Source organism: Pseudomonas asuensis (genome assembly GCF_014646755.1).
GTDB classification, from domain to species: Bacteria; Pseudomonadota; Gammaproteobacteria; order Pseudomonadales; family Pseudomonadaceae; genus Chryseomonas; species Chryseomonas asuensis.
Genome location: NZ_BMNW01000004.1, coordinates 249,850 through 272,843, shown reverse-complemented (window position 1 = coordinate 272,843; position 22,994 = coordinate 249,850). Strand labels below are relative to the sequence as shown.

The 22,994-nt window shown below is 56.1% G+C and carries 23 protein-coding genes; 11 read left to right on the top strand and 12 right to left on the bottom strand.

Annotated elements, in window-relative coordinates:
* Nucleotides 1–67 precede the first annotated feature (67 nt).
* Nucleotides 68–1,084, bottom strand: coding sequence for an SDR family oxidoreductase (locus IEX86_RS10765; protein WP_188866121.1), 1,017 nt, complete (start codon nt 1,082–1,084; stop codon nt 68–70).
* A 193-nt stretch (nt 1,085–1,277) separates the two neighbouring features.
* On the bottom strand, nt 1,278–1,850 hold the full coding sequence (gene xpt, locus IEX86_RS10760) for a xanthine phosphoribosyltransferase (protein ID WP_188866120.1): 573 nt from the start codon (nt 1,848–1,850) through the stop codon (nt 1,278–1,280).
* Nucleotides 1,851–2,160: 310 nt separating this feature from the next.
* Between xpt and IEX86_RS10755 the strand changes: the two genes are divergently transcribed.
* Nucleotides 2,161–4,092: a RecQ family ATP-dependent DNA helicase gene (locus IEX86_RS10755; RefSeq protein ID WP_373290419.1), complete on the top strand. Its 1,932-nt coding sequence runs from the start codon at nt 2,161–2,163 to the stop codon at nt 4,090–4,092.
* A gap of 147 nt (nt 4,093–4,239) precedes the next feature.
* Here the strand turns inward: IEX86_RS10755 and IEX86_RS10750 are convergent, their stop codons facing one another.
* Nucleotides 4,240–4,410, bottom strand: a complete 171-nt coding sequence (locus tag IEX86_RS10750; protein ID WP_188866119.1) for a hypothetical protein — start codon at nt 4,408–4,410, stop codon at nt 4,240–4,242.
* Between IEX86_RS10750 and IEX86_RS10745 the strand changes: the two genes are divergently transcribed.
* Together IEX86_RS10745 and IEX86_RS10740 are read left to right on the top strand one after the other, a co-directional pair.
* Nucleotides 4,409–5,128 carry an alpha/beta fold hydrolase gene (locus tag IEX86_RS10745; protein WP_188866118.1) on the top strand — a complete coding sequence of 240 codons (720 nt, stop codon included), beginning with the start codon at nt 4,409–4,411 and terminating at the stop codon, nt 5,126–5,128. The genes IEX86_RS10750 and IEX86_RS10745 overlap by 2 nt on opposite strands.
* Before the next feature lie 128 nt (nt 5,129–5,256).
* Nucleotides 5,257–5,781, top strand: a complete 525-nt coding sequence (locus tag IEX86_RS10740) for a cupin domain-containing protein (protein ID WP_188866343.1) — start codon at nt 5,257–5,259, stop codon at nt 5,779–5,781.
* Here IEX86_RS10740 and IEX86_RS10735 read toward each other — a convergent pair whose 3' ends face one another.
* A complete protein-coding gene (locus IEX86_RS10735) occupies nt 5,782–6,369 on the bottom strand; it encodes a 3-keto-disaccharide hydrolase (RefSeq protein ID WP_188866117.1) in 588 nt (195 codons plus the stop codon).
* Between the two features lie 4 nt (nt 6,370–6,373).
* On the bottom strand, nt 6,374–6,541 hold the full coding sequence (locus tag IEX86_RS10730; protein ID WP_188866116.1) for a hypothetical protein: 168 nt from the start codon (nt 6,539–6,541) through the stop codon (nt 6,374–6,376).
* Between IEX86_RS10730 and IEX86_RS10725 the strand changes: the two genes are divergently transcribed.
* From IEX86_RS10725 to IEX86_RS10710, 4 genes are all read left to right on the top strand, one after another.
* Complete coding sequence (locus IEX86_RS10725; RefSeq protein WP_188866115.1) at nt 6,533–7,531, top strand: SDR family oxidoreductase; 999 nt, start codon at nt 6,533–6,535, stop codon at nt 7,529–7,531. The two genes, IEX86_RS10730 and IEX86_RS10725, sit on opposite strands and share 9 nt — an antisense overlap.
* Nucleotides 7,532–7,695: 164 nt before the next feature.
* Entirely contained in the window at nt 7,696–9,495 is a 1,800-nt protein-coding gene (locus tag IEX86_RS10720) for a thiamine pyrophosphate-requiring protein (protein WP_188866114.1), read from the top strand.
* A 207-nt stretch (nt 9,496–9,702) separates the two neighbouring features.
* Nucleotides 9,703–10,749 carry an asparaginase gene (locus IEX86_RS10715; RefSeq protein WP_188866113.1) on the top strand — a complete coding sequence of 349 codons (1,047 nt, stop codon included), beginning with the start codon at nt 9,703–9,705 and terminating at the stop codon, nt 10,747–10,749.
* Nucleotides 10,750–11,004: 255 nt separating this feature from the next.
* Nucleotides 11,005–12,207: an MFS transporter gene (locus tag IEX86_RS10710; RefSeq protein WP_188866112.1), complete on the top strand. Its 1,203-nt coding sequence runs from the start codon at nt 11,005–11,007 to the stop codon at nt 12,205–12,207.
* Nucleotides 12,208–12,251: 44 nt separating this feature from the next.
* On the opposite strand, the gene IEX86_RS10705 is transcribed toward IEX86_RS10710, so the two are convergent.
* Nucleotides 12,252–13,655 (bottom strand): sugar porter family MFS transporter, encoded by a 1,404-nt coding sequence (locus tag IEX86_RS10705; protein WP_188866111.1) that lies wholly within the window; start codon nt 13,653–13,655, stop codon nt 12,252–12,254.
* Nucleotides 13,656–13,957: 302 nt separating this feature from the next.
* Here IEX86_RS10705 and IEX86_RS10700 point away from each other — a divergent pair, with 302 nt between their 5' ends.
* From IEX86_RS10700 to IEX86_RS10685, 4 genes are all read left to right on the top strand, one after another.
* Nucleotides 13,958–14,560, top strand: a complete 603-nt coding sequence (locus IEX86_RS10700) for a nitroreductase family protein (protein WP_188866110.1) — start codon at nt 13,958–13,960, stop codon at nt 14,558–14,560.
* Between the two features lie 239 nt (nt 14,561–14,799).
* The gene (locus tag IEX86_RS10695) at nt 14,800–14,991 is read left to right on the top strand and encodes a hypothetical protein (RefSeq protein ID WP_188866109.1); all 192 of its coding nucleotides are present in this window, start codon (nt 14,800–14,802) and stop codon (nt 14,989–14,991) included.
* A 354-nt stretch (nt 14,992–15,345) separates the two neighbouring features.
* On the top strand, nt 15,346–16,650 hold the full coding sequence (gene shiA, locus IEX86_RS10690; protein WP_188866108.1) for a shikimate transporter: 1,305 nt from the start codon (nt 15,346–15,348) through the stop codon (nt 16,648–16,650).
* Nucleotides 16,651–16,712: 62 nt separating this feature from the next.
* Nucleotides 16,713–16,937 (top strand): hypothetical protein, encoded by a 225-nt coding sequence (locus tag IEX86_RS10685; RefSeq protein ID WP_188866107.1) that lies wholly within the window; start codon nt 16,713–16,715, stop codon nt 16,935–16,937.
* A 6-nt stretch (nt 16,938–16,943) separates the two neighbouring features.
* Here IEX86_RS10685 and IEX86_RS10680 read toward each other — a convergent pair whose 3' ends face one another.
* The 6 genes from IEX86_RS10680 to IEX86_RS10655 form a co-directional block, all read right to left on the bottom strand.
* On the bottom strand, nt 16,944–17,675 hold the full coding sequence (locus tag IEX86_RS10680) for a class I SAM-dependent methyltransferase (protein ID WP_229685303.1): 732 nt from the start codon (nt 17,673–17,675) through the stop codon (nt 16,944–16,946).
* Nucleotides 17,676–17,810: 135 nt separating this feature from the next.
* The gene (locus tag IEX86_RS10675) at nt 17,811–18,020 is read right to left on the bottom strand and encodes a cold-shock protein (protein WP_188866106.1); all 210 of its coding nucleotides are present in this window, start codon (nt 18,018–18,020) and stop codon (nt 17,811–17,813) included.
* Nucleotides 18,021–18,293: 273 nt separating this feature from the next.
* Nucleotides 18,294–18,845, bottom strand: a complete 552-nt coding sequence (locus IEX86_RS10670) for a sugar ABC transporter ATPase (RefSeq protein ID WP_188866105.1) — start codon at nt 18,843–18,845, stop codon at nt 18,294–18,296.
* Between the two features lie 213 nt (nt 18,846–19,058).
* Nucleotides 19,059–19,589, bottom strand: a complete 531-nt coding sequence (locus tag IEX86_RS10665; RefSeq protein ID WP_188866104.1) for a Dps family protein — start codon at nt 19,587–19,589, stop codon at nt 19,059–19,061.
* A 365-nt stretch (nt 19,590–19,954) separates the two neighbouring features.
* Complete coding sequence (rep, locus tag IEX86_RS10660; RefSeq protein WP_188866103.1) at nt 19,955–21,964, bottom strand: DNA helicase Rep; 2,010 nt, start codon at nt 21,962–21,964, stop codon at nt 19,955–19,957.
* Nucleotides 21,965–22,186: 222 nt separating this feature from the next.
* Nucleotides 22,187–22,873 (bottom strand): hypothetical protein, encoded by a 687-nt coding sequence (locus tag IEX86_RS10655; protein WP_188866102.1) that lies wholly within the window; start codon nt 22,871–22,873, stop codon nt 22,187–22,189.
* Between the last annotated feature and the right edge of the window lie 121 nt (nt 22,874–22,994).

Below are 22,994 nucleotides of genomic sequence, written 5' to 3'. Positions count from 1 at the left end.
CCGTCGCTTTTATGTCTGAAGACAGCCCCTGCCCGTAGGCGTTGGTCTACAGGCAGGGTAACCGCTGTTAACGGCGACGGCCTTTTACAAGTGCACCTATGACGAGGCCGCCAAGAACGGCCAGCGCTGTGCTTGCAATGGGATGCTGGGAAGCCTGGGTATACAGGCTGTGTTGCATTTTGGGCCCAGGATTACGGCCGCTGGCCTGGCCATAGTTGCCCGGGGTGTAGTCGGCCGAATACATCTCGCCCTCACGGTTGTTGTCGGGGCGCCCGCTCGGGATGGCGTTAGACAGAAGCTTCTCGCTGATCACGTCGTACAAACGCGGGAAGTTCTGGGCTATCTTGGTCATGACCTTGGCCGGGCTGCCTACAAAGACGTCACGTTGCGGATGGACGGCTGCTTTCAGAATGGCCCGGGCAACCGTCTCAGGGGTATAGACAGGCGGTGGAAGTACCGGCGCACTGGACAGGTAATTCTTGGCGTGGTCGTTGAACAGCGTGTTGATGGAGGCCGGGCGCACCAATGTCACCGAAACAGGTGCCTTCTCCTTCCGCAATTCGACCCGCAATACATCCGTCATCGCTTTGATGGCGTGTTTGCTGGCGCTGTACATGGAATGATAGGGAAGTGGTGCAGCGGACTCGAGGCTACCAATGTTGATGATCGAGCCACCGCGCTCGCGCAGATGGGCCGCTGCGATTTTCGACCCATAAACGGTGCCCCAGAAGTTGGTTTCGAACAGCTGGCGGCAATCTTCGTCACTGACCTCTTCAACCGTGCCCCAGACTGAGGTCGCTGCATTGTTGATCCAGGTATCGAAGCCGCCAAAGGCTTCCAGCGCCTTGTCAGCCACTTTCTGAAGCTCTTCACGCTGGCTTACATCGGCGACCACAGTGACTACCGTACCACTGGCACCACCAAGGTTGTGTTCGATGTCTTGCAGCGCTTCTTCGTTGCGTGCTGCCAGAACCAGACGGGCACCCTGCTGCGCAGCCATTCTGGCTGTCGCAAGACCGATACCGCTAGAGGCACCGGTAATAACGATCACTTGTTCGTTGAGCGGTTTAAGCCTGACGTTCATGTGTCCTCCTTTTCAAAGGAAAAAGGAACCGATTACAGCCATTGGCTGCATCGGGCATTCACATCAGTAGAAGGTCAGGCTTCCAGCGAGGTTCCTTACATCGGGAACCGACTGTCGATCAATCATGAAGGATCGCAGCTGTTTATAGCGAAAAGGCTGCTTTTCCCAGATTGGCAGCCCATTGCGTCTATGCTTAATCGACGAACGTAACCTTGCCGGCTTCGAGCGATTGAACACGGGCCAGCGACTCGACGCGGTAGCCTTGCTTTTCCAGCTCCTGACGACCCGCCTGGAAAGATTTTTCGATCACGATTCCCAGTCCGGCAATAGTGGCACCCGCCTGCTTGATGATGGAAATCAGAGCCTGAGCGGCTTTTCCGTTGGCCAGGAAGTCATCAATGATCAAAACATGATCAGCACTGGACAGGTGCGACGTAGAAATCGCAATAGTGCTTTCGACGCGCTTGGTAAAGGAGTAAACGGTCGAGGTGAGCAGATTTTCGGTCAATGTCAGGGACTGGTGCTTACGAGCAAAAATCACCGGAACGCCCATTTTCAGACCAGCCATGGTGGCCGGTGCGATACCAGAGGCTTCGATCGTGACGATTTTGGTAACACCGGCATCAGCGAAGCGCTTGGCGAATTCCTCGCCGATCTGGCTCATCAGGACAGGATCAATCTGATGATTCAGGAAAGCATCCACTTTCAGGACTTGGTCGGAGAGCACTTGGCCTTCAGCCTGGATCTTGCTTTTAAGGGTGTCCACACAGGTGTTCCTTCAAGGGCGATCAGAGACGGTAAAAAAATACTGTCAACGCCTTGATAAGAGGCGCTGCTGATCAAAATCGTTTAGGGGAAAAGACAATTTTGCCGGATATTAAGACGTATCGACATACCGCTAATAAAAAATAGCGACAATTTTGCTTCATCCTGTCGCTTTGCGGCGTCATAAAGGGCCTGAAGCGCCTTTAGACTCATTAAAAAGCCTGCACACCCTTTGATTGTAACTGACCTCTTGCATGACGGAGCCGGGTCGCCGACCCTGTAATGATTACCCCTATTGCCTCGGAAACCTTGTGATCGAACAGACCCTGGCCGATGTATTCGGCTACACCGCCTTTCGCCCCGGGCAGGACCGGGTGGTCCGTACTGTGCTAGCTGGCCGTTCGGCCGCTGCCATTTTTCCGACTGGTTCGGGTAAATCGTTGTGCTATCAACTGCCCGCCCTGCTTCTGCCGCATCTCACCTTGGTCATCTCGCCTCTGCTGGCTCTGATGCAGGACCAGCTCGCATTTCTTAAGGCCCGTGGAATTGCTGCCGCCAGTATCGATTCGGCACAGCGCCGAGAGGATATTCAAACCACCATGGCCAAGGCCCGCACGGGCGAGCTGAAGGTTCTGATGATTTCAGTGGAGCGGTTGAAGAATGAGCGCTTTCGCCAGTTCATTGCCCAAGTGCCTATCTCGCTGCTAGTGGTCGATGAGGCGCACTGTTTGTCCGAGTGGGGCCATAACTTCCGTCCCGATTACCTTAAGCTTCCCGACTATCAGCGCGACTTCAACATTCCGCAGGTTTTATTACTGACCGCAACGGCCACGCCTCGAGTGATCGCGGACATGCAGGCTCGTTTTGGCATTGCTGACAACGACGTGGTCACGACCGGCTTCTACCGCTCCAATCTGGATTTGCAGGTCGAGCCTGTCAGTGGAGATCGCAAACAACGTTATCTGTTGGAGTGGGTTGCTCCACGGGCCAGGCAGTCCGGGATTGTCTATGTCACTCAGCAGAGGACAGCCGAGCAGCTGGCGGAGGTGTTGGTAAGAGCTGGGATTGATGCCGGGGCTTACCACGCCGGCCTGCCTCACGAGCGGCGTGAGGTTATTCAACAGCAGTTCATGGACGGTACGCTGACCTGTATTGTGGCTACCATCGCCTTCGGCATGGGCATCGACAAGCGCGATATCCGCTACGTGGTCCATTACGATCTGCCTAAATCCGTTGAGAGTTATAGCCAGGAAATCGGGCGGGCAGGACGTGACGGTGAGCAGTCCGAGTGTCTGATGCTGGCTAACCGCGATGCTTTGAATGTGCTGGAAAACTTTGTTTATGGCGACACGCCGGAGCAGAGCGGTATCCAGAGTGTTCTTGAGGATTTGCAGGCTGCGCCGGACGGCGAGTGGTCGCTGCAGCTCAACAGCCTTTCAGACTTAAGCGACATTCGGTTGCTACCGCTCAAGACCTTGCTGGTGCAGTTGGAACTGCAAGGTTTGACCGCGCCTCAATACAGCTATTTCGCGGATTATCGCTTCAAATACATCCGTGAGCCCGAAGCTTTAATCGAGGCGTTTGAAGGCGAGCGCCGCCAGTTTGTCGAGGCTATTGTCGAGACCTCTGTACGGGCGCGTACCTGGTGCACGGCCAACTTTGACCGGCTGCACCGCGAATATCGCGCTGAGCGTGGTCGGGTAATCGCTGCGCTGGAGTGGTTTCATGAGCGCGGCTGGATCGAGCTGGAAAGCAAGCAGATGACGGAGGTATACCGCCGTCTACAGAACGAGATGGATGTCGAGGCGCTGAGTGCGGCGCTGCATCGGTATTTCCAGGAAAAAGAGCAGGCCGAGGTCGCACGGACTCATGCCATGCTTGATCTGTTCGGCAGTGACCGTTGCCTTAGTCGGCGTCTGGCTGAATGGTTTGGTGATACGCAGGCACCTGAACACTGCGGGCATTGCTCGGTCTGTCGTGGCGCGGTGGCTATACTTCCGGCGCCAGCGGCTTTGCCACCATTGGACAGGCAAAGCCCTGAGGCGCTATGTGGCGCCTTTCGGGAGCAGTACATGACATCCAGGGGGCGCGTACCGAGCGTTGAGTCCATGACACGCTTTTTGTGTGGCCTCAGCACGCCCGCCTTTACTCGACTCAAGGCCAGGAGTTTGCCCGGCTTTGCTGCCTTGGAAGCCTACCCTTATGCGCAGGTGAGAACCTGGCTCGCCCAGGCCCCGCTCTAACGGCAGATGACAGAGGCCAGGAATAACTCCGCTGCCCTAAGTGATAACGCGTAAGGTTGCACCGTTGCTATAGGTTCGTCCCAGGCTATGGGGTGAGCGCCCGGTGCCAGGCCGTACTCGTTATCATGTGGTGGGGCCAATAGCGGGCTAAATCAGGGTTACGGCGTCCAGCAATACTGTAGTAATCGCTCTCTGCCGCAGAGCAGATAATGGGTGCGCGGTCCAGCGTGCTTTCGCCAAGGTAAGCGTTAGCAGTACTTGCATCGCTGACGAAGGCCGTATAGAACGCAGCTTTTGCTGCACAGATGAGTCTTTCATGGCCGCCTCCGCCCCACCTGACCCCCGTACTCCGCTCCTGTTTCTTCCTGGTCTTCTTTGTGACGCTGCCTTGTGGCACGCCCAGGCCAGGGGATTGACTGGTGAGGCTGACGTGCAGATCGCTGACCTGACACGCGACGGCAGTATCCCTGATATGGCGAGGCGGGTACTGGCCGAGGCACCGCCCCGGTTTGCACTGGCAGGGCTGTCCATGGGGGGGTATGTAGCCTTTGAGATCATGCGGCAGGCGCCGGAGCGGATTATCCGGTTAGCGCTTGTCGACACCATGGCTAGCCTGGATACGCCTGAACGTACCCGCCAGCGCGTTGGCATGAAGGCGCTAGCCGAGCGTGGCCGCTTCCTGGGCATCAGTCCGCAGCTGCTTCCAAACCTCATCCACCCAAGTCGTATCGGTACGCCAGTAGCCGACGAAGTAATTGCTATGGGCAAGCGGGTAGGGCGTGACGCGTTCCTGCGTCAGCAGCAGGCAATTATTGATCGGCCGGACTCGCTTCCGACATTGGCATCGATTACGGTGCCGACGCTGATTGTTGTCGGTGAAAACGACAGGCTGACCCCGGTTGCTGAAGCGCAAAAGATGCATGCTGGAATTCAGGGATCACGCCTGGAAATATTGCCTGAGTGTGGCCATCTGCCGCCGCTGGAGCTGCCGGAACAGACCACCGAGCTGCTGAAGCATTGGTTGCGTGGTATGTGAAACTTCACACCCGGCTTTTCCTTCAAACCCGGTACATCTACTGGGGGATTGCCATGAGTTCCAAACGTTCTACTTACAATGCCGTACTGTTTGCCTTGAGTTTGGCCCCGGCGGTATCGGCGTTGAGCATGCCCGCTCAGGCAGGTGAGCCGGATCGGCTGTTCTTCAAGGATGACGGCCGTATTCCCAATAGCTCATTCCCGGTACTGGTTTACCGCGCTGTAACACTCGAAGAAAATGACAAGGCGGCTGCCTTCGAAAGGCTGTTTGCCGCAAACGATTGGCCACCACAGTGGCGTGCCGGCATTTTTGACTATCATCACTACCATTCGACTGCCCATGAGGTGCTGGGCGTAGCTTCCGGGCATGCGCGGATCATCCTGGGAGGCGAATCGGGTCAGGAGCTGACAGTAGAGGCGGGGGATGTACTGGTGTTACCCGCAGGCACGGGCCACTGCCGGGTCGAGGAAAGCGATGACTTTATGGTAGTGGGTGCCTACCCAAGTGGGCAGGAAGATTACGATGTTCAGCGCGCCAATGCCGATACTCATGATGCTTCGGTTGCACGTATCGCTCGGGTACCGCTACCCAAGGCCGACCCGGTGACAGGCAAGGACGGGCTACTGCTGAAGGCGTGGCGCCTGCAAGAGTGATTAGAGCAAGGCTTCAACTTGCAGGCAGCGAAAGCAGACCTCATCGCCATGATGCTGGAGAACAATATGGCCCTCCACGAGCCCGAAGTCAGGATTATGTTTGAACTTGCTCTGGCTGATGCTCTGGCGCAGGGCGGCATCCTGTAGGTCGTAACGTAATACACATCGTCCAGCGAGCCAGTGTTCGACTTGGTTTTCATGAACGATGAGTCGGCCGCTCATGAACTCGCCGGGCTGGATCAGGGTGGGTTCGGTAGGTGCCAGTAACTGGTAGAGCGCGCCGTTAGTTGTGAGCGGGTTTTGACCGTCTGGGTGGAGGCTATCGTCTAGCAACTGCATTTCCGGGCCGCCCTGCCAGGATTCCGGCCACGTTTCGGGAACCCGATACAGCACCCCCGCATTTCCACCAGCAGCAAGGCTGAACTCGAACGTCAGGGAAAAATTTCGATACAGTTGGCGGGAGATCAGGTCAATCCGTGCGGCGGCAGGGTCAGCACGCAGGATTCCGCTGTTATCTTTCCAGCTGCCGAGCGGGAAGTCTTCACCTTGATAAGCCCGCCACTGGTGGGCATCGAGTACTTCAAACATGGTATTACGCCTCCTGTAGCGCGATACGCCTGAGCGTAAGACTGACAGCCAATGCGCCCGGTTCAGACCGGTCAACCCGATGGGCGTCGTCACAGCGGATTGAACCCGCCTCCTGGCAGGGCAGTCCGTTGAAAGACACCTCCAACGATGTCAGGGCATAAACATGGCGCATGAATCACCTGTGGTTGTTATCACGGGCGGCACGGCCGGTATTGGCCGCGCAACCGCTCATTACTTTGCACAAGCGGGTTACAAGGTTGCTGTCATCGCCCGAGGCGAACAGGGGCTTACCGATACGGTGGCCGAGCTGGAAGCCTTGGGTAACAAAGCCTTGGGCTGCAAGGCCGATGTGGCTGATGCCGATCAGGTCGAGCAGGCGGCGGAGCGTATAGAAACAGAGCTGGGGCCAATCAACGTCTGGGTCAACGCAGCCATGACTACGGTCCTGGGGGCGTTTGGCGCGATGACTCCAGAAGAGTACCGCCGCGTGACGGATGTGACCTACCTGGGCTGTACCTACGGCACCATGGCTGCCCTCAAGCGCATGAAGGTACGTGACCGTGGCACTATCGTTCAGGTTGGCTCGGCAGTGGCCTACCGGTCGATCCCCCTACAATCCGCTTATTGTGGTGCTAAAGCCGCTATTCGTGGTTTTACCGACTCCCTGCGCAGCGAGCTGATCCACGACAAGAGCCGCGTCCGGCTCACGATGGTGCACTTGCCGGCTCACAACACGCCACAATTTGACTGGGCCCGAAACAAGCTGGGCAAACGCGGTCAGCCATTGCCTCCAATCTATCAGCCTGAAGTGGCCGCCCGGGCTATTTTTGATGCGGCCATGCGCGCGCCCCGTGAGATCTGGCTAGGCAAGACCACCATTCAGGCTATCTTGGGCAATATGGTGGCACCAGGCCTTTTGGATACGGTCATGGCCAAGCAGGCCTATAGCGGTCAGATGACCGATGAGCCGGAAAACCCGGAGCGGGCAGATTATCTCTTCAAGCCGGTCGAAGGGCTGCACCGTACCCATGGTCGCTTCAACCAAAAGGCTAGTAGCAAGGCCATTTCGGTGGATTCGGACATTGTCAGCATGGTCGCCCTTGTAGCTGCAGGCGCCGGGCTGATGGCACTGGCGAAGTTGCGTCGTCTGAAGCCGTTTTAAACGGCTGTGCCCTGCAGTTTGCAAAGCTCCGGTGATACTGATGGCTCAAGGAGGAGCCAGCCATCTATTTTCAGCGTCTGAGGACCTTCTCGTCAGCTAAGCCGGTCTAGGTCATTAAGTACCTATTCCGCTTACGCGCTTACAGCTGATCGAGGGAGGTTCTCATGGCGATGACCGTCGGTGATTTTATAGTCGAACGCTTGTACCAGTGGGGCGTACGCCGCATCTATGGCTACCCGGGTGACGGGATTAATGGCGTCTTTGGCGCTTTGAACCGTTCGAACGAGAAAATCAAATTCATCCAGGCCCGCCATGAGGAAATGGCCGCCTTCATGGCAGCGGCCGATGCAAAGTTTACCGGCGAGTTGGGTGTCTGCATCTCCACTTCGGGCCCAGGTGCCTCGCATTTGCTGACGGGCCTTTATGATGCCCGCATGGATCATGTTCCGGTTCTGGCTATCTGTGGTCAGCAGGCCCGAGCAGCCCTGGGTGGCCACTATCAGCAGGAACTGGATCTGGTGTCCATGTTCAAGGACGTGGCTGGCGCGTTTGTCCAACAGGCCTCGGTGCCCTCTCAGGTTCGTCATCTGGTGGACCGGGCGATTCGTACCGCCGTTGGCGAGCGGCGAGTCACAGCCATCATCCTGCCAAACGATATACAGGAGCTTGAGTACTCTGAGCCCCCGCACAAGCACGGCACCATTCACTCAGGCGTAGGGTACAGTAAGCCCAAGGTTGTGCCTTACGAGGCCGATCTGCAACGGGCTGCCGAGGTCCTCAATGCGGGTGAGAAGGTCGCCATTCTGGTAGGTGCCGGCGCGCTGGGTGCAACAGATGAGGTCATCGCAGTCGCCGAAAAACTGGGTGCAGGTGTAGCCAAGGCGCTGTTAGGTAAGGCTGCTCTTCCTGATGCACTGCCCTGGGTGACGGGCTCCATCGGGCTGCTTGGCACCGAGGCAAGCTACAAGCTGATGAGCGGGTGCGACACGCTCCTGATGATTGGCTCTGGGTTCCCTTATTCCGAATTCCTGCCTGAAGAGGGCAAGGCCCGTGGCGTACAGATCGACCTGAAGGCTGACATGCTTAGCCTGCGCTATCCCATGGAAGTAAACCTTGAGGGCGATTCAGCCGAAACCCTGCGTGCGCTATTACCGCTGTTGCGTGAGAAAACGGATCGCTCCTGGCGTGGCTCTATTGAAAAGTGGCGCAAGGATTCGGACGAGACGCTCAAGGCCCGCGCGCTTACCGATGCCAAACCGATCAATCCGCAACGGGTCGCCTATGAGCTGTCCCCACGCCTGCCGGACCGCGCTATCGTGACCAGCGACTCCGGCTCCTGCGCCAACTGGTTTGCCCGTGATGTACAGATGCGCCGTGGCATGATGTGCTCGCTGTCTGGCGGCCTTGCCTCCATGGGCGCGGCAGTGCCCTACGCCATTGCTGCAAAGTTCGCCCATCCGGACCGCCAGGTGGTGGCATTGGTTGGAGACGGTGCCATGCAGATGAGCAACATGGCCGAGCTCATCACGGTGGCCAAGTATTGGCGTGAATGGGGCAACGGCAAGTGGATTTGTGCAGTCTTCAATAATGAGGACTTGAATCAGGTGACCTGGGAGCAACGCGTCATGAATGGCGATCCCAAATTCGAGGCCTCGCAGAATATCCCTAATGTGGCGTATCACCAATTTGCCGAATCGATCGGTCTCAAAGGCATCTATGTTGATAGTCCCGAGCGCGTGGCTTCTGCCTGGGAAGAAGCGCTGGCCTCTGATCGCCCCGTGGTAATCAACTTCAAGACTGATCCAGACGTTCCTCCACTGCCACCGCACTTCACGTTGGCACAGGCCAAAAGCTTTGCCTCGGCGCTCCTGAGTGGTGACCCGAACGAGGGCGGCATTATCAAGGCCACGGCCAAGCAGGTGCTGAACTCTGTCTTTTCAGGGCATAAGAATAAGGACAAGTGAGAGTAATTGCTCAGCGCTGTTAATGGAGCAGCGCTTGTAGCTGAGTAAAAAGCTCCGCTCCGTCCAACGTTACCTACCTTATAGAACGGGTGGAGCGGCTCGATATTGATTGGCTCTCCCGCGGTTGCAACAGAGCAGGGCATAGTCTTTGCCTACAGAAATGCGCAACCGTAGTTGCGCATTTCTGTTTCACAGTAAGGACATTGCATGGCTGTTCGTTTTGCTTCTGTGTTTCTAGGTGCTGCCTTGGCGCTCTCTGCTTCACCCCTTTTTGCCGCAGACGCCAAGCCCAGTGTTGTCATCTACGCTACCGGCGGCACTATTGCAGGCAGTTCGGCTTCCAGCACCGATACCACCGATTACGATGCTGGCAAGTTAGGTATCGAGACGCTGATCAAGGCAGTGCCAGAGTTGAGTCAAGTGGCGACAGTCACGGGTGAGCAGCTCGCCAACATGCCCAGCCAGGACATGGATCAGAAGACACTGCTAAAGCTGTCTAAGATGATCAATGAAAAGTTCAAAGACCCAGCTGTTCACGGTGTGGTAGTAACTCATGGCACCGACACGCTGGAGGAGACAGCCTTTTTTCTCGACCTGACGGTAAACAGCAAAAAGCCTGTCGTCATAGTCGGAGCGATGCGTCCCGCTACCGCTGTAGGAGCCGACGGACCAATGAACCTGCTCGAAGCGGTAAGCCTGGCAGCCAATGACAAGGCCAATGGGCGCGGGACGATGGTTGTCCTGAACGACCGTATCAGTTCGGCTTTCTACGCCACCAAAACCAATTCGACCACGCCTGATACCTTCCGCGCAGCCGAGCAGGGTTACCTGGGCGGCTTTGTCGGTATCACGCCCCGATTCTATTACTCACCGGCCATACCCACCGGCAAGATGAGTTTTGATGTTTCGAAGGAAGAGAGCCTGCCCAAGGTGGTAATCCTGTACAGCTACCAGGACCAAGACAGTGCGCTTCTCGATGCGGCGATCAAGGATGGTGCAAAAGGAATCGTCATTGCAGGAATGGGCAATGGCTCCATTCCGACGCGTACCAAGGCAACCGTTAAAAAACTCATGGAGCAAGGTATTCCTGTAATTCGTTCCACCCGCACCGGCTCAGGGTTCGTCAGCAAGAAGGAAGAAGGCATTGGCAGCGGATTCTTCAGTCCGCAGAAGTCACGCATTCTTCTGTCGCTGGCATTGGCGAGCGGTGCTGACATGGCCGCTATCGAGCGGTATTTCGGGATGGTGGAGTAGGCTGTACCCGTATGGTGTTAGGTTGATGGGTATTGCAAGGTCAGGCTACACGCCTCGTCCATGCCTATACGTTATGTTCATCGTTTTAGAAAAAGGCATTGAGTGCAATGATACCCATCGTGCTAAACAGCACAGAGCGATACCTCTCAGGGCATTACTCTACCGAACGCTTCGCCATCGCATCCGGTCTACCTCCTTTCCCGATCGCTTCCGGTCGGGCTGCTCAAATAATGATCAATACGCTTAGGAGCAAGCATGCCTGCGAGTGCTTCACAGTCCCGTCGCGCCTTTATCTGGGTGGCCTGTGCTTTCCTGATCACCATGATGGGGACTACGCTGCCCACACCGCTGTATGTGTTTTATCAACAGGAGATGGGCTTTGGCGAGACGTGGGTGACGCTGATCTTTTCCATTTATGCCGCAGGCGTGATTGCGGCGCTGTTGGTGGCGGGGAGCTGGTCCGATCAGCTGGGGCGGCGGCCGATGCTGTTGGCCGGTATTGCCCTGTCGGCCGTTAGCACGGTGATGTTTTTGTTCAGCCACAGTATCGGTGGGCTGATGCTGGCGCGGCTGTTTTCCGGGTTTTCTGCGGGCATCTATACCGGTACGGCCACCGTAGCGGTACTAGAACTGGCGCCTGAGCCGTGGCGCAATGTCTCGACGTTGGTGGCTACGGCTTCCAACATGCTCGGGCTGGGCTTGGGCCCTCTGGTGGCAGGTATTTTGTCCACGTATCTGCCCTATCCAACGCATCTGGTGTTCAGCCTGTACCTGATCTACTTGGCCGTGGCCGCCACAGGCGTGCTGCTGGCCCACGAGACGGTTCAGCGTCCGGCCAGGCCACGATTGCAGATACAGCGGCCCCATCTGCCGCGCGAAATTCGAGTCCTGTTTATCCCTGCCGCGCTTTCGGGCATGGCGGGTTTTAGCGTAGCGGGGCTGTTTACAGCGGTTGTGCCGGCCATTATGGGCCAAGTCATGGGGCATACCCATGGCGTTACCATCGGTGCGGTCATCTGCCTGCTGTTTGTCTCATCCATCATCGGGCAGGCATTGCTGAAAAAGCTGCCTGCACGCTTACACATGACGATTGGCTGCATTGCCCTCTCGCTTGGCACCGCTACCATTGGTGTCAGCATTGCCATTGCACAGGTTGGATTTCTGCTCCTGGGAACGGTAATCGCGGGAGCCGGGCAAGGCATTGTATTTCGGGCCGGTATGAACGCCGTGACAGGTGCGAGCCCGCGGGAGCACAAGGCAGCTGTAACCTCAACGCTCTTTGTGACCTATTACGTAGCGATGTCGCTGCCGGTGATTGGCGTAGGGGTATCGGCAGAGGTATTCGGACTGCGGCAGACGGGTGAGTTCTTTGCTGCTGTAGTCACGCTGGCGCCGCTCCTGGCTATGGTGATCATGTGGAAGGTGCAGCCTCGCCAGCGCGAAGCTGGCAGGGCTTGAAAGGACATGGCCCGGCCATTGCGGATGGGCCATGCATGACAACGTCACTGAGCGCGGCGCTGTTGGTAGGGGTAAAAGCGATGCTCACGTAGCTCGTGCTCGATCTTCTCCAGGCTCTTGCCACGGGTTTCAGGCACGAAGCGCCAGATGAAGACCAGGGCCAGCAACGAGATGCCTGCGTATAACCAGAACGTGTGAGCAGCGCCCAGCCAAGTCACCAGGCTCAGGGTAGTCAGGGTGACAACCAGATCGAAGAACCAGTGGCTGAAGGCTCCAACGCTGGCACCCTTGCCACGTACGAACAGCGGGTAGACTTCCGAGTTGATCAACCAGATGCACACACCAAAGCCGCCACAGTTGAACATCAGGTAGGCCGCTAGACAGCCCACCACTAACCAGCGCTGGGCATCAGTGGTCGGGCCTGCGCCTTGGAACAGGTAGCCCATGATGGCCAGCGCGATGATCGAGCCGGGGATCAGGATCAGCAGGTAGCGACGGCGGCCGATGCGATCCACCAGAAGGCTGCCGATCACGGTCATGATCACCACCAGGATGGTGCTGCAGCCGGTGGCCAGAACCGCCGTCTGATCGGAAAAGCCCGCCTGAGTCAGAATAGTCGGTGCGTAATAGACGAGGGCGTTGTTGCCAGTGATCTGCGAGAACATGGAGATACAGGCGCCCACGAGCAACGCAGGGCGAACCCACGGCTGGAGCAGGTCCCGCCAGGTGCCTTCCGGTGCATCGCTCACGGTCTTGATCTCGGTCAGTTCCTGGCGTGCAGCCGCCTCGTCACCTCGTACGCGCTCCAGCACTGCCAGCGCGTCCTGTTCACGGCCGCGCGACAGGAGCCAGCGTGGACTCTCAGGCAGTACTGACATACCCGCCAGCAGAATCAAAGCCGGTACTACACCCAGACCAAACATCCAGCGCCAGTGCTCGTCCAGCGCAAAACCGGTGAAGTAAGCAACGGTAATGCCGCTGACCACCATGAACTGGAACAGGACGACCAGCTTGCCCCGGTGCTGCGGCGGTGCCACCTCAGCGATATAGACCGGGATGATTTGCGTCGAGCTACCGGCACTCAAACCCAATAAAAAGCGCGACAGGATCAGAACAGTAACGTTAGGCGAAATGGCAGACAGAATTGAACCGAGTGCGAAGACCAGTCCTACCAGAATAATGGTGCGGCGCCGGCCGAGCCGGTCAGAGATCGGGCCAGTGCCCAGGCAGCCGAACAGTGCGCCAAAAATGATGGCGCCCGTGACAAGTTGCTTGAGGGTGTCATTCAGCGCGAACTCTCGGCCAAGGCCAAGAAGGGCAACGCCAATAATGCCGGTATCGTAACCAAAGAGAAGGCCACCCAGGGCGGCAATGATTGCAATGAGAAGAACGAGGCCTTTGCGCGCCGGAGCGGCAGGGGCCGAGAGGGTAAGGCTGGGAGATTCCATGTAATGCTGCCTGCTTTTATTGTATCCAGACGCGCCTGTCAGAACAGGCGAGCCGCTAAAAGACTGCTCTAAGAACGATGGTTTAGAAACAAATTGTCATCAAACGGGGGTTCGATTACTTTTTTGCATAAACGTTTCAGCAGATGTCTAGCGAAGCGGCATTGGCCATATCGATGGAATGAATCAGTACGCTTGATTGGATAAATGCGCGACTATCCTTTACGTTCTGCGCCACGATTTCCAAACGGCCGTTGCGGCTCCAACGCTTGTGCTGGCCTGACTTTTATTTGAAGGAACGCAGTATGAATATCCTCGAAACCATTAACGCCCGTCGCGCCATTCGCCATTACGATGCCTCTCACCGCATGACCGATGATGAGCAGCGCCAGCTGCTGAGCCATGCCCTGCTGGCACCGACGTCGTTCAACCTGCAGCACGTGCGTCTGGTAGCGGTGACAGACCCGGCGCTGCGTCAGCAGATTCGTGCGGTAGGCTGGGATCAGGCCCAGATTACCGATTCCTCGCTGCTCGTCATCGTATGTGCCGATATCGCCAGCTGGGAAAAGAATGCTGCCCGCATCTGGAGCGAGGCGCCGCAGGCCGTGCAGGACTTCATGGTTCCAGCCATTGACGCCTATTACCGCGACAAGCCTCAGGCCCAGCGCGATGAAGCCATGCGTAGCACTGGTCTGGTGGCACAAACCCTGATGTTGGCTGCCAAGGGCATGGATTACGACAGCTGCCCTATGGTTGGTTTTGATTTTGATGCTGTGGCCAAGCTGATCAACCTGCCTGAAGACCATGCCGTCAGCCTGATGATTTCCATCGGCAAGTCTGCTGAGCCGGCCCATCCGCGGACGGGCAAGCTGCCTTACGATGAAGTAGTCATTCGCGACCGGTTTTAAGCTGTCTGTTATCTGGCGTCTGGTCTTTTGATGACGAGATACCTGTGACGGGTATTGCTGCGCTCAACCTGTCCTGCGTATGAATAGTGGGTCGGATGGGTTGAGCTTATAGCGATACCCATCAACTCCAGCAACGTACCCCCTCGCCGAACCAACCGATGATCGGTTGCAACCTCCCGCTGCGATTACCGGACTAAGCTGAAACAGCATTCATCGGTATTTCCTGGGAGGGACTCAAGATGATTACCGGTATTCCTGCACACACCTGCCGTCTGGCCAACTACAGCACACTGCTTGCAGCCAATGAGCTCTGGTGCGCGGATCAGGCACCCCTTAATGATCTCGACGAAGCTGATGGCGAGCTGGAAGATCTCGATCCAGAGACCCGCAATCTTCCGGTGGAAGATCGCAAAAAGTTGATGGATGAGTGACTTATTCGCCAAAGCGAATCTTTTGTCAGTGTCAATCGACTAACGGTCACGTTGTCCATGAGTTGGGTGTGACCGTATAGTTGACCTATCGCCTGTTGCAACACACTATCCCGTCCTTATGGCACGAATTCTTCTTCGTATAGCCACTAAAACTATAAGGACGTCCCCTATGTCTTCTCCTGCGCCTTGCCTGTCTGCCGCGTCCTTTACGATGCGATATTGATCGTTACGCCCCTATCCCTGCTTTACACCCTTCCGACTGTTTTGCCGCCTGTACTTGCAGTGTAAACGTGCCAACGGACGGGTCACCGGACCGGTTTTCACGGTTTGCCTCCAGCTATCAGTACTTCAGCCATGACATTAACGACTTCAACAACCGATGCAGCACCTCAGGGTCGCTCCGATTCACAGGCTCGCAAGGCTGCCCTTGGCAGTTTTGTAGGAGCGGTTGTGGATTGGTACGACTTTCTCCTCTACGGCATCGTAGCCGCGCTGATCTTCAATAAAGAATTCTTTCCCAACGTAAGCCCGGCCATGGGCACACTGGCCGCTTTTGCCACATTTGGCGTGGGCTTTCTATTCCGCCCCTTGGGTGGTTTTGTATTTGGTCACTATGGTGACAAGCTTGGTCGCAAGCGCATGCTGGTACTAACCGTCATGCTTATGGGCGTCTCGACAGCCCTGATCGGTCTGCTACCGACTTATGCGAGCATTGGCTGGTGGGCTCCCGTTTTATTGGTTATTTTGCGTGCTATCCAAGGGTTTGCCGTAGGCGGCGAGTGGGGCGGAGCTGCCTTGATGGCGGTAGAAAGTGCACCACCGCTTAAACGTGCCTTTTACAGCAGCGGCGTGCAGGTAGGCTTTGGCGTAGGGTTGATCCTGGCCACGGGCAGCGTATCGCTACTTGATCATTTTTTGAGCGACGAAGCCTTTCACAGCTGGGGCTGGCGCCTGCCGTTTCTGTTCAGCATTGTGCTTGTGCTGATTGCCCTGTGGGTGCGCTCCAGCATGGAGGAGTCCCGCGAGTTTATTCGAGAGGTCAGCCAGCCTCATAAGGTCGTCAAGCTCCCTATCGTAGAGGCGCTGCGCCGCCACCCGCGTGCCTTTCTGCTGATCATCGCGTTGCGCATGGCTGAACTGTTTACCATGTACATCGTGACAACCTTCGCGCTCAGCTACTCGACAGCCAATCTCGGGCTTTCTCGCGAGCTATTCCTGAATATCGGCCTGCTGGTGGGTGCTATCAGCTGCGTGACCATTCCCTGCTTCGCCTGGCTGGCGGACCGCTATGGGCTGCGCCGCATTTACCTGATCGGCGCCACCATTGGCGTACTCTCGGCTGTGCCTTTCTTTCTGGCCCTGGAAGCGCGTTCGATTGGCTGGATTGTGTTCTTTGCCGTCATGCTCGCCAATATGGCCCATGACATGATTGTAAGCGTACAACAGCCGCTCTTTACGGAAGCGTTTGGCACCGAGTACCGCTACAGCGGGGCGGGTGTTGGTTATCAGGTCGCCAGTGTGATCGGGGGTGGCTTCACACCGTTTATTGCCGCTTCTCTGGTCAGCGCCAATGACGGCTCCTGGCATTTGGTCGCAGCCTATCTGGCCGGTGGTTGTCTGGTGTCATTAATCGTAGCGGCGCGGATGCGCCATCGGTAAGCGGTGCAACCTATCCTAGGATGGCTGGACTAAATAGAGAGTCCAGCCATGAGGATGTCCCTATGCTGACGCACCTGAACCTTTCTGTATTCACGCCTGATTCAAACGTTATAGGCCTTTTCTGCGCTGATCAGGCACCCCTGAATGATCTCGACGAAGCTGACAGCGAACTGGAAAGCGAGCTGGATCCCGAGACCCGTCCGGAAGATATGCCGGAAGATGTACGGGAAAACCTGGAAGAGCCCTCCAGGATTCCTGGTCCGGTTCCTGATCCTGGCCCGCTTTAACAACGCTTAGGCAGACAAGAGGCCTAGTGTGGCTTCATCCCGATGAAAATTCAGGAAGGAACCCTTGTAGGCCTCGCCGGTACTTAGCACGCAGTCTGCCCGTGTGGAGTGAAAGGTATATTCCATCTCCAGCATCTCCTCGCAAAAGCTTGCGCGATGCTGCCGGTCAGGATCAACCATCAGGATTTCCACCTGATCGGCTGAGTGTCGGTCAATAAAATCAGCCAGCATGGCGGGATGATCGTATTCATAGATGAGATCGCTGCCGATGATCAGATCAAACTGGCCTAGCTCAAGATCGGTTCGGCTCCAGTCAGCGACTTCATACCGGACCGGCCCCAGCTTATTCAAACGCAGATTTTCATTTAGAAAGGTAGGAATCAGCGGATGATAGTCGCTGACGGTCATGTTACCGCCGCGGCTATGCACTACCAGGCTGGCTAGCGCAAGACCTGCGCCCAACTCCAGAATGCGTTTACCCTGAAGATCCATGGTTTGCATGGCGGTTGCCAGCACATAACTGGAAGGCCAGACCTGACCAAATAGCGGCCAGCTGTCAGGGGAAATTCCCAAGCGCTCTGCCTCGCCGTCAGGGTCATGATACTGCTGATGATCTTTCAGAGATTGGATGTAGAAATCCATATCGCCGATCGTAACGGTCTGATATTTGACTCGATAGCCGGGCATGTGTGACTCATTAGGCAGGATGATGTTGATATCAAGACGGGTCTTGATCAAACAGGCACCACTCTAAAAGAGCGGTGGCACAGGTGCCGCTGAGCCGATGACGACGAACACGCGGATCGATCGTGTTCCTATAAACCGCAGGCAATAAAAAAGCCCCGCTAGGCGGGGCTTTTTGGATCAGGCGTCTTAGACGACTTGAACCTGATCAGCTTGCATGCCCTTCTGGCCCTTGACGGCCACGAAGGAAACGCGCTGACCTTCGCTCAGGCTCTTGAAGCCAGCGCTTTCGATCGAACGGTAGTGAACAAACAGATCAGGACCGTTCTCAGGCGTGATAAAGCCGAAACCTTTCTCATCGTTGAACCACTTAACGGTACCCGTTTGGCGAGTAGACATGATGTATCTCCAAGGTAAAAATTAAGACTGCGGCGCTGAACCGTTCAGGCCGAGACTGAGATGCGAAAGTAAAACGAGCCAAGGAGATGAAACGTAAAGCAGTACATCAAGCCAGGGTATCGAAGTGACAATTGCAGAGCAGTGACGCCACGATACGCGCTTTTAGCGCTTTGTATACTTTTATTTTTTATCGATCTGACGGATTAGCCACAATCTTGTTAATAATCAATGGCCTGGCAAATGAATTATTTCACGGCCACGGTGTTGAGGCTGTCACAGTTCAACGGTTACCTGAGCAATACGATAACCCAGTCGCTCGGTGAGTTCTTCCATAAACGTTGCCTTAAACCCGGCGCCCGCCCAACCATTAAAAATGAAACCCAGGTTTGAAAAGGCACAAGGCTGCAGGAACAGAAATCCGTTTATGTCATCCTCATGGCCGCATTCGGGGCAGCGGAAATTATCGGTATGTCCTGGCGTCCAGTCTTCCAGACTATCAAACAGAGCTTCACCAATTTCGCGGCGGCACTCGGGGCAGCCTGCTTCCTCTTTGAAACCCTTATCCGGCGTAAAAATGCAGCGCCGCGTGACGATTTCCAATCCATTGATGGCCTGATTGAACGGAAGATGCTCGGGATGCTGGACAACCCGCTGAGCACCGCGTGCAATACCGTAAGCCATGCCGCGAAAGCCGCGGCCACAGGTCGTTACCTGCTCTTGAACAATGTCCTGACGTATTAGCCAGCGTAGCGTGCTTAGCGCCTTGGCTTCATGGCCGGGCAGGGTGGAGATCTGTGGGACGAGGATAAGCTGGTTGTCATACATAAGCGGAATCTGTGTGGTACCCCGAGGTGCTGCTGATGGCAGCACTCAGTCAGAGAAGAGAATAGCGATGCTTTATTCTCGCTTAAATGAGTGAACCCTGCCTTTTAGCAGACATAAAAAATCCGGAACCCTTTCGGATTCCGGACTGGCTTTAACTTGGCTACTGCCGACTTATCGTGTGATAAGTCAGAAGCGCCGTGTCAAAACAGATACTTATTTACCCACAGTCTTGCCCAGGAACCAGGCGCGCTCTTCGGCTTGGTCGATCCACTCTTCCAGCAGGCTGGTAGTGGCTACGTCATTGCCGTCGCTGGTCAGTGTGTGAGTGGTGCGCATAAAGGCGGCCAAGGCTTGGTTGTCGGCATGCAGCTCTTCCAGCATTTGCTGAGCAGTCAGGTCTTCAGCTTCGCTGCTGGCCAGACGCTTCTGCTGCACCATCTGCTCCAGGGAGCGAATGGTTGGCTGGCCAATCTTGCGTGCGCGCTCGGCCATTGGGTCAGTCATAGCGAACAGTTGGGTCGCTTGCTCTTCCAGCAACAGGTGATAGTCGCGGAAGTGTGTGCCATGCATGTGCCAGTGGTAATTCTTGGTTTTGATATACAGGGCGAAAACATCCGACAGCAGGACACTTAGCGCCTTACCAATTTCACCCTGTTGAGTCAGGGTAGCGTCCTGACCAGTGGACGCGCGTGCATTAATGCTTTCAACGGATTTCAGTTCTTGCTTGGCATTTACAGTAGCCATATCTAGACCTCTCTGTTGAATATCGTAAAAAGACCGCCAAAACAGGCGATCACATAAAACCGATATTCAATTGACCCCAAAAAGCCCTGGTTTACTCATGCCTTTTATCCATGAGGGCTATTACCGACGGATATAGCCTTTAAAACGTGAACAAAGCGGCAAGCATGAAATACAGGCTGAACGTTAGGGGGGCAGACAGGTCCGGCAGCTTCTTAGCCTTAATCTCGAGGGAGAAAGTCTAGCCGTTTGTATTTGATAGTTATCGCTGTGCTCCCTCTATCCGACAAAGCTATAGCTCATTGGACAGCGGGGCTTTGGGCAGCCCCTCTAGTGTGCAACGCTCTATCATGGCTCTACCAGCAAGCCTACCGCTTGAGCATTGCCCGCATGGCAGCTAGTGCATCGTTACCCCGTGCCGCCTTTACTTCTACCGGTGCGTCCTCCTGACCTTCCCATTCCAGATCCTCCGGCGGTAGCTCATCGAGGAAGCGGCTCGGCGTGCAATCGATTATTTCGCCGTATTGCTTGCGCTTGGCAGCAAAGGTGAAGGCCAGCGTCTGGCGGGCGCGGGTGATGCCTACGTAGGCCAGGCGGCGCTCTTCTTCCACGCTGTCCGTCTCGATACTGGAGCGGTGCGGCAGGATTTCTTCCTCCATGCCCATGATGAACACATAAGGAAATTCCAGGCCCTTGGACGCATGCAGCGTCATCATCTGCACACCGTCAGCGCCTTCCTCTTCTTCCTGCTGGCGTTCAAGCATGTCACGCAGGACGAGCTTGGCGATGGCCTCTTCAATGGTCATGTCGCCGTCTTCGTCTTTTTCGAGCGTGTTTTTCAACGCGTCGATCAGGAACCAGACATTGCCCATGCGGAATTCGGCCACCTTGTCACTGGAGGCATTCTGGCGAATCCAGTTTTCGTAATCGATATCCATGACCATGCTGCGCAGTGCCATGATCGGATCGTTCTGTGCACACTGCTGGCGCACGCCATCAATGAAGCGCTTGAAGCGGGCAAGGCGCTCGGTATAACGGGCATCCAAGTGCTCGGAAAGGCCCATCTCGTCAGAAGCGGCATACATGGAAATCTGCCGCTGTGTAGCGTAGTTGCCGAGCTTTTCCAGTGTGGTCGAACCAATCTCCCGGCGCGGGACGTTGATGACACGCAGGAAGGCGTTGTCATCATCCGGGTTTACCAGGAGGCGGAAGTAGGACATCAGGTCCTTCACCTCCTGGCGGGAGAAAAAGCTGGTACCGCCTGACAGCCGATACGGAATCTGATGGTGCTGTAACTTGAGCTCCATCAGCTTGGCCTGATGGTTGCCTCGGTAGAGGATGGCAAACTCCGAATACGGCCGCTGCGTTTTCAGGTGTAGGGTAAGGATTTCCAGCGCGATACGTTCGGCCTCGGCGTCCTCATTACGGCAGCGGATCACGCGGATTGGGTCACCATGACCCATCTCGCTCCACAGCTGCTTTTCAAACACGTGCGGGTTGTTGGCAATTAGAATGTTCGCGCATTTCAGGATGCGGCTGGTGGAGCGATAGTTCTGCTCCAGCATCACGACCTTGAGGGAGGGAAAGTCCTCCTTGAGCTGCATCAGGTTTTCCGGCCGCGCACCGCGCCACGCATAAATAGACTGATCGTCGTCACCCACCACGGTGAACTGTGCGCGGTCCTGTACCAGGAGCTTGACCAGCAGGTACTGGCTTGCGTTGGTGTCCTGGTATTCGTCCACCAGCATATAGCGGATGCGGTTGCGCCACTTTTCCAGTACATCGGGATTGTCCTGGAATAGCTTGACCGGCAGCAGGATCAGGTCGTCAAAGTCTACGGCGTTATAGGCCTTGAGCGTGCGCTGATAATGCAGGTACACCACCGCCGCCGTTTGCTCCTTGGGGTTGCGCGCTTTGGCCAGTGCTTCTTCGGGCAGGATCAGGTCATTCTTCCAGTTGCCGATGTAGCTTTTGATCTCGTCAGCACCGTCGTCCCCGGAATACTCCTTTTGCATGATGTCCGAGAGCAGCGCCTTGATGTCGCCCTCATCAAAAATCGAAAAGCCCGGCTTGTAACCCAGCTTGGCATATTCCTTACGGATGATGTTCAGGCCCAGGTTGTGAAAGGTCGACACGGTCAGACCTTTGCCCTCCCCGCCACGCAACAAGCTGCTGACCCGCTCCTTCATCTCCCGCGCGGCCTTGTTGGTAAAGGTCACGGCGCAGATGTACTGGGCGCGGATACCGCACTGCTGAATCAGGTAGGCGATCTTGCGGGTGATCACGCTGGTCTTGCCGGAACCGGCACCGGCCAACACCAGGAGCGGCCCGCTGATGTAATTCACGGCTTCCTGTTGACGAGGGTTCAATCGGGACATGGAGACATCGAGGGCTGGTGGAACAGGCGGCGCATTCTACCAGCGGTGATGGCAGGGCGGGGCGCCGGTTGGCTGATGGCGCTTATATAAAACTGCAGGATGAACTGGCTCGTTTAACGGGCAAAGCGATACCTATTAAAGAAGAGGCATCTTATACGGCCGCTCTGTATGTTGTTGTACGGTGCGTATCCTGTTCCTCTTCCTCATTAATCCTGCAGGTTATCAAGGCGCCGGTGCTATGAACCTCAGCCGCTTCGGATATCCCACCCGCTCAGGATTCAGTGGGGGGCTATCCAGAAATACGGACATGCTCGAACCTACGACCTGGGCGGATTTGACCAGCAGTTCCTGACCGTCACCCAGCCTCACGGTTGCACCGGGCTTGAAGCCTTTACGGTTCATGGTAGTAAGAGGAATAGAGAAGCCCGCTGCCTTTCGGTAGACACCCTTGAGCCAGTCTTCATTCGTGATGTTATTGAGGCGCGTGCTGAACTCTTCCTGAGGGGCAACCTTTGGCAGGACAGGATCGCTGCCGTTAAGCCCCACCGTCAGCCTGCGCGGGTAGCCTACCGTGTTGCCATCCAGGAGCGGGCTATCCACCCACACGGCCATGTTCTTTTCGCCTATCTGTACCTGCTTGATCAACACGACCTCACCTGTCGCCAGGAGTACCTTTGCCTTGGGCTTAAAGGCATTCTGGTTGGTCTGCGTCGCTGGAATCGAGAAGCCCGCTGCCTTGCGGTACACACCGTTCAACCAGTCCTCATTGGTGAAATCATTTATAGGGCTGGCAACCGATGTGTTGGTTTGGCTAGCGGCTGTGGCAGCCGCTGGTTTGGCTGCAGAGGACTCAGCAGCCAACACCGAGTGGCTTCCCAAGGCCAGTGTTGCGAAGGCCAGTGCGGTCATCAATGATCGAGGAAGAGCAGCGGGTAGATTCATATTGTTTTAAGGAGGGCAGGTGAGGGAGCGCGTTGGAGTGCAAAAATGTGAAATAAATCTCTCTTGGCAAAAAAATAATGGCCGTTTG